This window comes from Paenibacillus sp. 05T425, from assembly GCF_056396205.1.
This window is the reverse complement of the sequence record NZ_JBFTLA010000007.1, coordinates 309,690-324,180: the sequence shown is the minus strand read 5'-3', so window position 1 is coordinate 324,180 and position 14,491 is coordinate 309,690. Positions and strand designations below refer to the sequence as shown.

Below are 14,491 nucleotides of genomic sequence, written 5' to 3'. Positions count from 1 at the left end.
TAATAGTTACCGATTATCCGGTTGTTTTCGTGCGGCGGATGACCTGCTGCGTCAGACGATCAAGAATGATGGCCAAGATGACAATGGCTAGGCCGGCTTCGAATCCGACACCGGTGTTGCCTTGCGTTACGGCGCGGTACACGTAAGCCCCGACGCCTTGAGCGCCAATCATGGAAGCGATAACGACCATCGATAGCGACAGCATGATCGTCTGGTTGATGCCGGCCATGATCGTTGGCATCGCGATGGGAAGCTGAAGCTTGAACAGCTTCTGAGACGGCGTCGAGCCGAAAGCGTCGGCCGCCTCGACGAGTTCCGCCGGAACTTGGCGTATGCCAAGGTTAGTTAAACGAATCGTTGGCGGAATCGCGAATATGATCGACGAGATGACGCCTGGAACGACGCCAAGCGAGAAGAATGTGACGGCAGGCAATAAATATACGAATGCCGGCATCGTCTGCATGAAGTCAAGCAGTGGTGTCACGACTTTCTGTACGCTATTGTTGCGAGCGCATAGGATGCCGATCGGTACGCCGATAATGACGGATATGATGGCGGCCGTTAATACGAGCGCCAGCGTCTGCATCGTCTGGCTCCATAAACCGAGGTTGTCGATCACGAGCAGACCGATAGCAGTAAAGATTGCCATCCTCCATCTGCCGATAAACCATGCCAATAAGGTGAAAATAACGATTAACAGGAGCGGATGGACGCTATTCAGCAATGTATCCAGTCCGCCGACGGTTCCGCCGACAACGGTGCGAATGACGCCGAACACCGGGTCCAAATTCGTTTCGAGCCATGCTTCGAGCGATTCGATCCATTCGGCTAACGGGATCTTTGGAATGTTCATACTCATGCGGAGTCACCTGCCTCGAACACGGTATTCCCTGCTAACGCGGCTAACACAGCGCCCTTCAATACGACGCCTAAAAGACGGTTGTTGTCGTCGACTACGGCTACGGGGAGCTTGTAACTGCTCATGCCTTCGAACAGCTCGTTAATAAGAGCGTCAGGTGCTGCGGTTGGAGCCTCCTGAAGCAATACTTCTTGAAGCGTTAGTCCTTCCTTGAGCGCCCTGGAAGCATCCTCGGCTGTAATAACGCCGAGCAGCTTCATCATCTTGTCGACGGCATACAGACTGGAAACGCCGCGATCTCTCATGAATTGAAGCGCAACGCGCGGACCTCTTTCAATCGTTATCGTCTCGGCCTTCTCCATTACGCGGGAAGCGGTCAGCACCTTGGATAAGTCGACATCCTCGACGAACCGTTCCACGTATTTATTAGCCGGCTGCATCAGAATTTCGTCCGGCGTGCCGATCTGAACGATGCTGCCGTCCTTCATTAACGCGATTTGATCGCCGATACGCAGCGCCTCATTCAAATCATGCGTGATGAATACGATCGTTTTTTTCATTTTCGACTGGAGCTCGAGCAGCTCGTCCTGCATATCCTTGCGTATCAGCGGATCGAGCGCGCTGAACGCTTCATCCATAAGAAGGACGTCGGGATCGTTCGCGAGCCCTCTAGCCAGCCCGACGCGCTGCTGCATGCCGCCGCTAAGCTGCTCGGGATAGCTGTTCGCCCAGCCGGAAAGACCGACTAGCTCCAAGGACTGCATCGCCATCTCGCGCCGTTTCTTCTTATCGATGCCTTGCACCTCTAAGCCGTATTCGATATTCTGAATAACGGTGCGATGCGGGAACAGCGCGAACTTCTGGAATACCATTCCGACGTTCTTACGGCGGAATTGACGCAATTGCTCAGCATTCATCTTTAGTACATCTGTTCCATTGAATAAGATTTGGCCCGATGTCGGCTCAATCAACCGATTGATCAGACGGACGAGCGTCGACTTGCCGCTCCCGGACAAGCCCATAATAACGAATATTTGACCGGCCTCGATGGCGAATTCGGCCTGATTAACACCGACAGTAAGTTTCGTTTCCGCGTGGATTTTTTCTTTGGACCATCCTTTATCCAGCAGCGGAATCGCTTTTTTCGGATCGGGTCCGAAAATTTTGGTCAGCCTCTTGGCTTCTATAATGGCCATGTAATGTCCCCCTTGTGCGATATTTGTCTCCTACAAGTGTAGGTGGTTATTCCTGTAAAGGTCAAAACGCGTGAGCCTTCGTAATGTACGTACAGTTTTAACTTTACAAACTTTTCGTACGGAATGCTCCGTATAACTCCCTTTTTCGATCCAAACGTTATCTTTACATATAGACAAGCATTTGATTACAATACTTCTTGTAGGATTGAACGGGGATAACGATCCCTCCTGGAGGAACATAATGAATGAACTTGCAGCGTTAACGGACGAACAGATAGACAAGCTACAGCGTACGCGCAGACGTGTTATCGAATCGATCGGCAAAAATATGGACTTATACGGCGTTACATTATCCATTGGGCACTTATACGGTAATATGTATTTCAATCAAGAGCCGGTCACCCTCGACGAAATGAGCCATACGATGGGCATGAGCAAGACGTCAATGAGTACAGGCATGCGAACCTTGCTTGATCTGAAGATGATCAATAAGGTATGGGGCAAGGGCTCGCGCAAAGACTTATATGAGGCTGTTCCCGATTGGCATCAGAACTTCGCCGATTTCTTCTCGATTAAATGGAGAAAGGCTCTGGAGCAAAACAAGCATGTGCTGTCTCGTTCATTAAAGGAGATTGCGGAGCTTAAGCGTCAGCATGAGGATGAGCAGGATTTCGTGCATGTACTCGACAACGATGCAGCCAAGATTGAAGAAGCGCTCAAATATTATCGGTGGCTGGACCGCCTAATCGATTCGTTCGAGACAGGAGACATTTATCAATTCATACCGAAGGAAGACGATTCCGAATAAAATAGTTCGATTGCGCGAACTGCGGCTCTTGTTGCCGCAGTTTTTTTTGTTCGATCAACCCATTTGATGTTATATATATGTCAGTTAAAAACAAGGAAAGCGCTATCAATATTTAACCATGTTAATTTGTAATCGCTTTAATTATGCACAATGCCGAAATTAACGCTTATCCATTGACGCATCGGAAGAAACACAACTACAATGTCACTATATTTAACATCTTCTTCGGCCGAAGGGATGAACGATGCTTCAACCAAAAGGGGGAGGGCCATGTCTAAAAAGAAGGAAATGGAAATTTATAAAGACATCAAGCTGGCGATTACGCAGCATAAGCTGCTGCCCAACATGCAGTTAGTGGAGGATTCGCTTGCCGAAGCTTTTCAAGTGAGCAGAACGCCGATTCGAAACGTGCTGCGCCGGTTGGCGATGGAGAAGCTCGTTACCGTTATTCCGTATCGGGGGGCATTCGTTTCCTGCCCGAGCGTCGAAGAGGCAAGAGCCGTATTCGAAATGAGGCGCATCATCGAGTCCGCCATGGTTAGCAAGCTATGCGGCATCGTCGTACCGGCACAAATTGCCCAATTGGAGGCGCTGCTGAAGGAAGAACACCAGGCAAGCCATGCCGGAGACATCGTAGGCGCGCTCGATGTAACCGTCGACTTTCACTTAAAGCTCGCCGAGCTAGCGGACAATACGTATTATTATCACTTTTTGGAGGAATTGATTTCGTTAACGGCCGTCATCATTGCCCTATACGGAACGAACCAGAACTTTTGCCATGATCATGAGGATTTGATCGGGGCCATCGTTCGCAAGGATGGGGAACAGGCTGCACGAATTATGACGGAGCATCTGCTCCAGATCGAGCGCTCGCTCAATTTCACAGTGTCGACGACGAATGTACTGAACCTGTCCGATATTTTTCAGTACTAATTTTTTTAGCCAATATTGTATCCAATTTCGGATGCCAAATAGAGAACAGTTCGTAACTGTCGCCAAAACATATAGGGAGTGGAGAATAGATGAGAAAGTATTCAATTGTTCTTAGCTGTTTCGTTGTTGTTGCACTGTTGTTAGGGGCTTGCTCCAATACAGGGACATCCGGGGAGAGTACGGACGAGCCGTCCGGCGACGGTAAAATATCGATTACACTCATGCACCGTTACATGGATTCCAACATCGGCAAAAGCCCGGAGGACACCGCCGTGCTGGATGGTCTGAAGCGGTTCAAGCAGGATTATCCCAATATCGAAATTATCGAAGAGCAGCAGCAGAACGAGGACTACTCGATCAAAGCGCAATCGCTGGCTGCCGCCGACGATATGCCGGACGTGTTCATCGTACCGGGCTCGTGGATGACGAATTTCGTTAACAACGAGATCGTACTGCCGCTGAACGAGGAGCTGGACAAGCGACCGGAATGGMGCGACGGCTATCGTGCAGGAACGCTTGAAGCCGGTACGCGCGAAGGAAAGGTGTACGGCATTCCGATTGCCGCGGGCCCAACGCATCTCATCTACTACAACGCGAAGATGTTTGCTGACGCTGGCTATAACGAGTTCCCTAAGACTTGGGACGAGCTGATGGATGCGGGCAAGAAGCTGGCGGACAAAGGCATCAACCTATTCTCGTATGGAGACAAGGCTAAGGGCTATGCGCTCTCGAGCTGGATCAGCGCTTTGACCGACCGTTCGACGGGACCGGAATGGACGGAATCGATATTGGCGGGAAGCGGGGCTTCGTTTAACGATCCTGCGTTCATTAAGGCGATTTCGATCATGTCCGATCTTTCCAAATCCGGATACTTGAATAAAGATATGAACTCCATTGACGGGGATACGATGGTAACTTATTACTTCGAGGAGCGGTCGGCAGCATTCGTCAGCGGGATTTGGTCGGCGATGAACATTGTGAACAATGCTCCGGAAGCTGTGACGAACGAGACGAAGGTCGCCGTATTTCCGCCGATTGACGGAGGCAAGGGCAACCCGCTCAGTTCATCGGGCGGAGCAGGCGTGTATTATAGCGTAAATGCCGATATTCAGCCTGGTCTTAAGCTTGAAGCCATTATTACGCTGCTCGATTACATGACAGGGTCGGAGAGCGCGAAGCTGATGGCGGAGGTCGGAGGCTTCCCAGCCTACGATCCTGGTGAGTTCGACTCAGCTAAACTGCATCCGGTCGCTCTCGGCGCTTACGAGGCGAGCGCGGCAGCCGATGCAACGAAAATATTCGACTTGTGGTTCGATGCTTCCGTTGTCGAGGTTATCAATACGGAAATTCAAAGCGTCATGTCCGGCTCCAAGACACCGGAGCAGATGGCGAAAGAGACACAAAAGGCGTACGAGACGCTGTTGTCCAAACCATAACAGTGAATCCGGAGAGGGCAATCCCAGAGCGGATTGCCCCCCTGATTAACCATAACGATGAGGTGATAAAATGGGCAAAGCATTGCGTCCTCCCGGGTGGCTGCTGCTGTTGTATTTGCTGCCGGGGCTGGTGATCTACTCTTTTGTTGTACTCCTTCCGATTCTATCTGCCTTTAGATACGGCTTCTATTCTTGGACAGGCGGGCCGAAGCTGAGCTTCATCGGTCTCGATAATTATTTGGAAATTTTGCGCGACGAAGTGTTCTGGCATTCTTTTCTGAACAACGTGCTCATGACGATTTACGGGTTGATTGGGCAAGTCGGGATCGCCTTCGTGTTCGCGATGTTCCTGATGTCCAAGCTCGTTAAGCTTAAAGGGCTGCACCGGACGATGAGCTTCTTTCCTTCGACGCTTGCGCCGATCATCATCGCGTTTCTGTGGACGCTTATTTACAACTATAACAACGGCCTGCTGAATGAAATGTTGAGAGTGCTTGGACTGGGGCGATTCGTGCAATCGTGGCTGGATCTATCGGGACCGATCGTGCTGCTCGTCTCGATTCCGCTTTCATGGCAAAATATCGGATTCTTCACGCTGCTCATGCTTGCGGGACTTTCCTCTATTAATAAGGAGGTGCTTGAAGTCGCCGAGATCGACGGAGCAACGGGCTTCCGCAAGGCCTGGTATGTGGTGATTCCGCTGGCGAGACCGACGCTTATGGTTGCTTCATTGCTTTGTATCGCCAACAATATGCGCGGATTCGAGCATATTTACGCTATGACCGGAGGCGGACCGGGTAATTCTTCGTCCGTAATGGCGTTGTACGCCTATGAAACGTCATTTTTGAGATTCCGATATGGTTACGGTTCCGCGCTTGCCATAACGATCATGGCGCTGACGATGCTCATTATTTTGCTTAGCACCTTTCTGCTGCAAAGGAAACGCGGCAACAACGGAGGTGAAGCGTAGATGAATGAGACGATGGAAAGGAATTACGCCAAATATTCGCGGGGGCTCAAGAAGGCGCTGCTCAATACGGCGATGATGCTGTTTACGTTCAGCTGCATATTTCCGCTCGTATGGATCGGTTATTCATCTTTAAAAACGCAGCCGGAGTTTTCGAACAGTATTTTGAAGCTGCCGGAGAAGCTGCAGTTCGGCAATTATGTGGAAGCGATCAAGCTGACGAACATGCTGCAGCTATCTTGGAATAGCGCAAGGGTAACGCTGCTGTCGGTCATTCTGATCGTACTGATTGCATTCGTAACAGGCTACATGGTAGCCAGATTGCAATTCAAAGGCAAGAAGCTGATGGTCTTCTATTATTTGTTCGGTATGCTGGTGCCCATACATGCCCTGCTCGTTCCCGTCTATCTGCTGTTCAAGCAGTCGGGACTCGCCGATCAATGGTTTACGCTTATCATTCCGTATGTTGCCTTTAACTTATCGTTGCCGATCTTGCTCGTAACGAGCTATATCGTAGCCATTCCTAAGGAAATCGAAGAAGCAGCCGCTATCGACGGACTGAGCTTCAGCGGGGCAATGTGGAAAATTATTTTGCCTATGGCTGTGCCGGTGTTGACTACAGTTGCCATATTGCAGTTTTTTGCCTGTTGGAACGAGTTTTCGTTCGCCCTTGTACTGTTGAAGGATGAGGCGATGCGTACCGTTCCGCTCGGGATGTCTTTTTTTAAATCCCAGCACAGCACGAATTATCCTCAGCTAATGGCGGGCATGGTGCTGTCCATGCTGCCGGTTACGGTCATTTATTTCGCATTCAGTTCCCGAATCATCGCTGGCGTAATGGCCGGCGCGGTCAAAGGCTGATCACCGCAAGTATGAGACGACTACAATTATAGGAGGAATATAACATGCTGAACTATGAACAACCGATTCTACGTACACCGGACCGCTCCAAATGGAAGGAATCGTTTTACAGCCGCTCGATGGAGCTGCCGGATGAGTTGCTCATCGGGGCGATCGACAGCCATGTGCACGCAGGGCCCGTATTGAATTCCAATCCAGGACATTTCGATCCCATTCAGGTTGCGCAGGAAGCAGCAGCCGCAGGCATGAAGAGCATCGTGTATTATGATGTATTCGGCGGCGCATCGGGCATGGCATGGGTGGTCAACCGTCACGTTCCAGGCATCCATACGTACGGCGGCTACCTAATGAATTCGGGTCACGGCGGTATGAATCCAAGAGCTGTCAAGACGGCGCTCCATATCGAGGAGGGGTGCCGCTTCATCAGCTTCGGATCGCATTGCACCCGCCATTCGGCGGAACGCGAATCTACGCTGATTGATGGCAAGCTTGTGCCATTCAAGGACGCTTTTCCAAAGTTTGCCGAGAAGGAATTGTCGGTTGCGACGTCTATTCCCGTAGAGGGGCCGATATCCGAGGAGCTTGACGAAATACTTACATTGGTGGCGCAGAAGCCGGAGGTTTACTTGAATACGGGGCATGTGTCTGTGCCGGAGGCGCTTCGTTTGCTCGATCTTGCCGAAGAATACGGCATCAAGAAGGTGCTGATCGCGCATCCGGTCAGGGGAAGCATGACGATCGAGCAACAGAAAGAGGCTGCCGCAAGGGGGGCGTTCTTGGAAGCTTGTCTGGTCGACTGGTTATACCCGGACGTTCCGCGAACGCACTATTATGTCGAGAAGGAATATATGGACATGGGCGCAGAATTGGGACGTTTCTCCAACGCGGTGAAATGGATGAAGACGATCAAGGAGGTAGGCATCGACCGTTTCGTGCTCGGCACGGATTACGGCATCCGCGCCGCTCCGTCACCGGTGCAAGGCATGCGAACGATGGTAGCTTCGATGCTGGATTACCAGTTCGCGCCGGAAGACATCTATAAGATGATCGCCGAGAACCCGGCTAAGCTGATCGGTATCGACGACTAGCTTGCCCAGAGGAAGCGGATATGAGTTCGAGGGTAAAGCAGCTAGGGATGACGAATGGAGTGAACGATACGGATGATGGATAACAGGGTAACCGCATTGCCGTATGATCTTGTCGTTATTAACGGTCTTGTCGTATTTGAGGATCGTGTCGAGAAGGCAGAGATTGGCGTCCGAGACGGACGCATAGCGGAAATTGGAGCATCATTGGAACGCAGCGGCGCCCGCGTGATCGATGCTGACGGCTTGGCTGTTCTGCCGGGAATGATAGACGCGCATGTCCATTTCAATGAACCGGGGTTCGGGCACTGGGAAGGGTATGCCACGGGTTCAAACGCGCTGGCGGCAGGCGGCTGTACGACATTCATCGATATGCCGTTGAATGGCGTGCCGCCGACCGTGACTGTGGCCGCGTTGGAGCAGAAGCGGAGGCGCGCGTGTGGCGTATCGCTAGTTGATTACGGCTTCTGGGGCGGTTTGATGCCAGGTTACTTGGAGCAGCTGCCGCTTCTTGCGAGAGCGGGAGTCGTTGGGTTTAAAGCGTTTATGTCATCCCCTGGCGACGAGCATGAGGAGGCGTTCCGGCGAAGCGACGACGGAACGCTGCTGGAGGGAATGAAGAGGATTGCGGAGCTTGGCAAAGTGCTTGTGCTTCATGCCGAGGATGAAGACATCGTAATGAGACTTTCCAAGCAGGCTTTATCGGAGGGGCGCAGCGGCGCGTTCGACTATTCGGCTTCGCGTCCGATCGAAGCCGAGCTGGAGGCGGTCTCGAAAGCGCTGGATTATGCGAAGCAAGCAGGCTGCAGTCTGCATTTCGCCCATATTAGCAGCGAAGCAGCCGTGAAGGTTATTTGGCATGCCAGGCGGACCGGGCAGGATGTGACGCTGGAGACTTGTCCGCATTATTTGACGCTGACGGAGGATGACTTCGCGCATTTGGGGGCGGTCGCCAAGTGCGCGCCCCCGTTGAGGAGCGCAGCCGAACAAGCGAAGCTGTGGCAATGTCTGGATCTGGGCTTAATTGATCTCATTGCTTCCGATCATTCGCCTTGTCCTGCCGGGCTCAAGGAGCATACGGATATGTTTGCGGCTTGGGGAGGCATTTCGGGAGCCCAGAGCTCGCTGGAGCTGCTAGTTGACGAAGGGCATTTGAAGCGAGGCATACCGTTAACGCAAATTAGCCAATTACTGTCAAGCGCTCCCGCTCGGCGCTTCGGCCTTCATCACAGGAAGGGCGCGATCCAAGTCGGCCATGACGCGGACCTCGTACTGGTGGATTTAAACGGCGGATACCGTTTAACGGCTGATCGGTTATTTCAAAGGCACATGCAAACGCCTTATATGGATAGGGAGCTCGGCTGCAAAGTGAGAATGACGCTGCTTAGAGGAAAGGCCGTTTATGAAGAAGGACTCGGTACGAACCAATCGCGCGCAGGCTTGGAATGTTTCTTGCCCAGGAAGAAGGAGAAGAGCAACGCACTCTAGAAACGCTCACGGAGGTTGATGCAGATGGAACCGATTGTGAACAGAAAAGCTGACGGGGACGATTTGGTTAACGAATGGAAGGCGTTATTCGGAACTTTACCCCAGGCATCCATGGAGGACTATGTCGGGAAGTACTTGAGCAAGCTATTGCCGGACGAACCGCAACTTTTGGAGAAGAGGCGGGATTTGAAGGATCGTACCGAGAGGATGCAACGGGCTGAGCTGCTGCTTACGCTCGAGACGATTATCGCTTGCGACGGCAATATGAATGAAATGGCCAGGGCGCTGTTCATCCATCGGAATACCGCTGCTTACCGAATCGAGAAGCTGGAGAAGGTGCTTGGCCTGCCGCTTCGGCAAACGGATAATTTGCTGCGTTTGAAACTCGCGTTTTTGTTTCGGGAAATGCTGAATAGTCGACGATAGCAAGGTCAATGAAAAAGTCTGCGCGAGCGCAGGCTTTTTCTGTTTATTGTCGGACGTTAATGGAGCTTAGGCGTGATATGATTAATGATGCGAGCTTATGTTAATCTTATAAAATATGTATAGGTGAAAGAGGAATGAGCGTCATATGAATAATTTATCGATTACGAAGCCTGACTCGCGGACACGGCCGATATTGATCAAAAACGGTATGGTTGTGTTGGAGAACGAGATTGCAGACGTCGCAATAGGAATAGCACACGGACGGATAGAAGCCGTGTTTGTTCAGGATGGAGAGATTAACCGCTGGATGAGCAGCAATTTGGATGCTTTTGTTATCGATGCACAACATAAATACGTCCTTCCGGGGTTAATCGATATTCACTGCGACGCAATAGAGAAGGAAATACAGCCTCGCCCGAATACGCTGTTTCCGCTTCAGATGGCGTTGCTCGAATTCGAGCGCAAGCTTCCGCTTCATGGTATTACGACGATGTATCATTCATTATCGCTTGGGGTGGGTCTTAGTCTTCGCGGCGATCATCTGCTTACGGAAATGATTGAATTAATTAATCGTTACCGGGAGAATAGATCGGTCATTCGCAATCGTATCCATTTGCGGTATGAAATTTCGCATTTGAACGGGCTTTCGATTGTTGAACGTTGCTTGCGTAATAAACAGATTGAATATTTATCGTTCATGGATCATTCGCCGGGGCAAGGTCAATACCGGAAGGCCGGGTCGTTCGAGCAATATGTTATGAAAAATCAGGGAGTAGACAGAGGGGAAGTAGGCATAATCGTCGATGATTTGGCGAAGCGCAGAGAGCAGGTGGATTGGATACGCTTGCACGAGCTGGGGAAGTTAGCGATGGAGAATGGAATAGCGATCGCCTCTCATGATAATGATACGGAGGATAGCGTAGATCAATCTGCGCAGCTCGGCGCTACCGTATGTGAATTTCCGATTAATTTGGAAACGGCGAGTTATGCCGCGAGTAAGGGGCAACGCGTATGTGTCGGGGCTCCTAATATTGTGAGGGGCGCATCGCATGACAACAACTTGAGAGCAGTGGATGCGATCTCCGCTGACTCGGCTCATATCATTTGCTCGGATTATCATCCTTCATCGATGCTGGCGGCAATATTCAAGCTGGCGGATGAGGGGATTGCCGCTTTGCCTAAGGCGGTGAAGATGGGTTCGCTTCATCCGGCCGAAGCTTTGGGCACGAATGATGAGCTGGGTTCCATCAAGCCAGGCAAAGCGGCGGACATCATTATTGTTGACCGTTACGAGAAGCTGCCATGGGTAACTTGTGCGATAGTCGGCGGCAATATCGTTTACCGCGCAGCAACTTATTATTAGGAGTCGCCGGTAATGAGCTAGCTAGGACTAGGATTTTCTCCTTGATGCAATTGCTGGTGCAATGCTTCAACCATGCGTTGCTGCTCAGGCTGGCTGCATTGCTGCCATATCATCTCGAATAGAACGCCGAGTCCTGGGAGAGTTCTCTCGTCTGCTCCGATTGATTCCTCGATGACCTCAGTCAGATCTTGTACGGAATTGGCTTGTACTCGATTAATAATGGCTTGACGCAAATCAACGGTAACATTATTCATGTTGTCGCATCCTCCTGCATCGTTCTGAGTTACGTCGTTACTATTCCCTGCGGGGCCTTGTTTCATCCTTGTCGCGGTCGTATGTTATACTAGAGTGACGATACAGAATTCCACTTCGAACCATGCTTAGTTTAGGAGGAATTACGGTAATGTCCAAGAAACAGTTCGCGATTGTCGGCATGGGGCGCTTCGGCTCCAGCGTAGCAAAAGCTTTGACGGAAATGGGTTATGAGGTTCTGGCCATTGACTCGAGCGAGGATCGCATTCAGGATGTTGTAGGCACGGTGACACACGCAGTATCGGCCGACTCCACAGATGAAGAAGCGTTGAGGGCGCTAGGCGTACGAAACTTCGACGTTGTAGTCGTGGCGATTGGACAAGATATACAAGCAAGCATTTTGACAACCATTATCTTGAAGGATCTAGGCGTGAAGACGTTAATTGTCAAAGCGCAGAACGAGCTCCATGGCAAGGTGGTTTCGAAAATAGGCGCTGACAAAGTGATATACCCGGAGCGGGATATGGGACTTCGCTTGGCGCATCATTTGGCGTCGCCGAATATTCTCGACTATATCGAGCTATCGGATGATTATAGTATTGTAGAGATGAAAGCGTCCAATGCGATGGTGGGCAAGAGCCTTAAGCAGCTGGACATTCGCGCAAAATACAAATGTAATGTTATGGCGATCAAGACGGGGCCGGAGATGAACATCGCTCCGTATGCCGACGATCTTATTCGTATGAATGATGTGCTTGTTATTGTCGGTAAAAACTCGGATGTTCGAAATTTAGAAAATGCATATTCGGAAGGCTAGGCTAACGACACTTATGAATCCTAATTATGATCTACTTATTACTTCGATCCAAAATGAACGTGTGAAGCAATGGGCTTCGTTGCTTGATAAGAAGCATCGCGACCGCAGCGGTCAATTTATTATTGAAGGCGTTCATCTCGTAATAGAGGCGCTGAAGAGCGGCATCGATGTTTCCGTCATCATTTATGATAATGAACGAGGCATCCCTGTTGAGCTAAGGCAAGAGTCTAAGCTTGGCACGACCGGATATGAGGCTGCGAAGGCAGCGGAATGGGTTCAAGCTTCACGGTCCGTGATGGCCAAGTGCACAGGGACGGATACGCCGCCTCCTGTCTTCGCGGTAGTGTCCAAGCCGGAGCATGACCAAAGCGCGCTTTACCGTGAAAATAGTCTCGTCATCGTGCTCGATGGTGTGCGCGATCCAGGCAATGTCGGCACGATCATTCGCAGCGCGGACGCGGTGGCGGCAGATGCCGTCATTCTTGGCAAAGGCTGCGTCGATCTATACAATCCGAAGACGGTTCGCTCAACGATGGGGTCGATGTTCCATCTGCCGATCATCGAAGGCGATCTAACAGAACTGATGTCGGCAGCCCGGGAGCGGGGCATCAAGCTTGTGGGTACAAGTCTGCAGGCTACTCATACCTGCTACTCCTACGATTGGAAGCAGCCGACTTGGCTGCTCATGGGCAGCGAGTCCGACGGCTTATCTCAGGACGTGCGCCTGCAGTTGGACGAGTCGGTCATCATCCCGATGCCAGGCGGGTCCGAATCTTTGAACGTTGCAACCGCTACGGCGGTGCTGCTGTTCGAGGGGTTAAGGCAGAGGAAGTTTAATTAATTTTTCAAATAAAGAAAGACGGAAGGGAACTGCATACAGCAGATCCCTTCCGTCTTTTTTTATCCAGTTGGACAGAATATGTCTAACCAACTATGGTAAGATATCCCTTGCAGGCAATTATCGTCAAAGTGGTGATCGAATGAGCAAAGAGTCAAAGTCTAATAGAATTCTACTGCTGCATGACCGACTTAACCGAGGAGAAGTATTGAACAAGCGTATGCTTTCAGATGAATTCGGGATAGATAACAAATCGGTACAACGCTACTTGGAGGATATTAGAGCTTATTTAGCTGAATATTATCCAGGTCATGAGGTTATCTATGATTACCTTAAAAAGGGTTATATAAAAAATATAGCGGATGATAAGAGCTTGTCTGGTGCGGAAGTGTTGGCTATCACGAAGATCATCATTGAGAGTMGAGCATTTACCAAAGATGAGATGAACGGACTCATTCAGTCCATACTTGATCTGGTTACAGGCATGGAGAGAAAAGCCATCAAAGAGTTTATAGGCAATGAATTAATTCATTTTCAATCGATAACGCATAACAAACCGTTGTTAAAAATGATCTGGGACATCTGCTTCACCATTAGAAAACAGAATATGATTGAAATTCGTTATGAAAAGATGAATGGGACGGAGTCCAGAAGAAAGATAAAGCCAGTATCCGTTATCTTCTCTGAATTTTATTATTATTTGATTGCCTTTATTGATGGCAGTGAATATGAGTCACCAGCTTTTTTTAGATTGGATCGAATTGTATCTTTTGAAATATTAGCCGATAGATTCGTTATTCCAGAGAAAAACAGAGTAGAGGTGGGAGAGTTAAGGAAACGTGCTCAGTTTATGTATGCCGGTGAATTGATCACGCTTCGATTTAACTATTTCGGTTCTTCTCTATCAGCAGTGCTGGATCGATTACCGACAGCAGAAGTAGTCAAACAAATGGATGAGGGCTGGCTAATCGAAGCAGAAGTGTATGGGAAAGGCTGTATCATGTGGCTTCTTAGTCAAGGGAGCAATGTCGAAGTCATAAGCCCGTTAAGCATAAGGGAGCAGATGAAGACTACAATTAGGTCGATGATTGATCGGTATGAGTGATAAATCACCAAGAAATACCAATATATTAATGTTAGTCAGGAGTTGAAGAGGAAGTAG

General features: G+C 50.1%; 15 protein-coding genes. 12 read left to right on the top strand and 3 right to left on the bottom strand.

Translation table 11 applies throughout. From position 1 onward, the window contains the following. Window positions 1-13: 13 nt before the first annotated feature. Window positions 14-859, bottom strand: a complete 846-nt coding sequence (locus tag AC1DF0_RS18685) for an ABC transporter permease (RefSeq protein ID WP_477574939.1) — start codon at window positions 857-859, stop codon at window positions 14-16. After that, window positions 856-2,055 carry a quaternary amine ABC transporter ATP-binding protein gene (locus AC1DF0_RS18680; RefSeq protein ID WP_477574938.1) on the bottom strand — a complete coding sequence of 400 codons (1,200 nt, stop codon included), beginning with the start codon at window positions 2,053-2,055 and terminating at the stop codon, window positions 856-858. The genes AC1DF0_RS18685 and AC1DF0_RS18680 overlap by 4 nt, the downstream gene beginning before the upstream one ends. A gap of 241 nt (window positions 2,056-2,296) precedes the next feature. Here AC1DF0_RS18680 and AC1DF0_RS18675 point away from each other — a divergent pair, with 241 nt between their 5' ends. The 9 genes from AC1DF0_RS18675 to AC1DF0_RS18635 all read left to right on the top strand — a co-directional run bounded on the left by AC1DF0_RS18675 (window position 2,297) and on the right by AC1DF0_RS18635 (window position 11,422). After that, on the top strand, window positions 2,297-2,863 hold the full coding sequence (locus tag AC1DF0_RS18675; protein ID WP_477574937.1) for a GbsR/MarR family transcriptional regulator: 567 nt from the start codon (window positions 2,297-2,299) through the stop codon (window positions 2,861-2,863). A gap of 270 nt (window positions 2,864-3,133) precedes the next feature. Further along, window positions 3,134-3,796 carry a GntR family transcriptional regulator gene (locus AC1DF0_RS18670; protein ID WP_442051459.1) on the top strand — a complete coding sequence of 221 codons (663 nt, stop codon included), beginning with the start codon at window positions 3,134-3,136 and terminating at the stop codon, window positions 3,794-3,796. Between the two features lie 89 nt (window positions 3,797-3,885). Then, a complete protein-coding gene (locus tag AC1DF0_RS18665; RefSeq protein WP_477574936.1) occupies window positions 3,886-5,232 on the top strand; it encodes an extracellular solute-binding protein in 1,347 nt (448 codons plus the stop codon). 70 nt (window positions 5,233-5,302) lie between these two features. Next, window positions 5,303-6,202, top strand: a complete 900-nt coding sequence (locus AC1DF0_RS18660) for a carbohydrate ABC transporter permease (protein WP_442051457.1) — start codon at window positions 5,303-5,305, stop codon at window positions 6,200-6,202. Continuing rightward, the gene (locus AC1DF0_RS18655; protein WP_442051456.1) at window positions 6,203-7,060 is read left to right on the top strand and encodes a carbohydrate ABC transporter permease; all 858 of its coding nucleotides are present in this window, start codon (window positions 6,203-6,205) and stop codon (window positions 7,058-7,060) included. 44 nt (window positions 7,061-7,104) lie between these two features. Further along, the gene (locus AC1DF0_RS18650) at window positions 7,105-8,148 is read left to right on the top strand and encodes a DUF6282 family protein (RefSeq protein WP_477574935.1); all 1,044 of its coding nucleotides are present in this window, start codon (window positions 7,105-7,107) and stop codon (window positions 8,146-8,148) included. 72 nt (window positions 8,149-8,220) lie between these two features. Further along, on the top strand, window positions 8,221-9,633 hold the full coding sequence (gene allB / locus AC1DF0_RS18645) for an allantoinase AllB (RefSeq protein WP_477574934.1): 1,413 nt from the start codon (window positions 8,221-8,223) through the stop codon (window positions 9,631-9,633). A 24-nt stretch (window positions 9,634-9,657) separates the two neighbouring features. After that, window positions 9,658-10,059, top strand: a complete 402-nt coding sequence (locus AC1DF0_RS18640) for a PucR family transcriptional regulator (RefSeq protein WP_442051453.1) — start codon at window positions 9,658-9,660, stop codon at window positions 10,057-10,059. A 145-nt stretch (window positions 10,060-10,204) separates the two neighbouring features. Next, the gene (locus tag AC1DF0_RS18635; protein WP_477574933.1) at window positions 10,205-11,422 is read left to right on the top strand and encodes an alpha-D-ribose 1-methylphosphonate 5-triphosphate diphosphatase; all 1,218 of its coding nucleotides are present in this window, start codon (window positions 10,205-10,207) and stop codon (window positions 11,420-11,422) included. Between the two features lie 17 nt (window positions 11,423-11,439). Here the strand turns inward: AC1DF0_RS18635 and sspI are convergent, their stop codons facing one another. After that, entirely contained in the window at window positions 11,440-11,676 is a 237-nt protein-coding gene (gene sspI, locus AC1DF0_RS18630) for a small acid-soluble spore protein SspI (protein ID WP_477574932.1), read from the bottom strand. A gap of 149 nt (window positions 11,677-11,825) precedes the next feature. Between sspI and AC1DF0_RS18625 the strand changes: the two genes are divergently transcribed. The 3 genes from AC1DF0_RS18625 (at window position 11,826) to AC1DF0_RS18615 (ending at window position 14,434) form a co-directional block, all read left to right on the top strand. Beyond that, window positions 11,826-12,491 (top strand): potassium channel family protein, encoded by a 666-nt coding sequence (locus AC1DF0_RS18625; RefSeq protein WP_442051450.1) that lies wholly within the window; start codon window positions 11,826-11,828, stop codon window positions 12,489-12,491. A 13-nt stretch (window positions 12,492-12,504) separates the two neighbouring features. Further along, window positions 12,505-13,332, top strand: coding sequence for a TrmH family RNA methyltransferase (locus AC1DF0_RS18620; RefSeq protein ID WP_477574931.1), 828 nt, complete (start codon window positions 12,505-12,507; stop codon window positions 13,330-13,332). 139 nt (window positions 13,333-13,471) lie between these two features. Then, complete coding sequence (locus AC1DF0_RS18615; RefSeq protein ID WP_477574930.1) at window positions 13,472-14,434, top strand: helix-turn-helix transcriptional regulator; 963 nt, start codon at window positions 13,472-13,474, stop codon at window positions 14,432-14,434. Window positions 14,435-14,491: the final 57 nt, after the last annotated feature.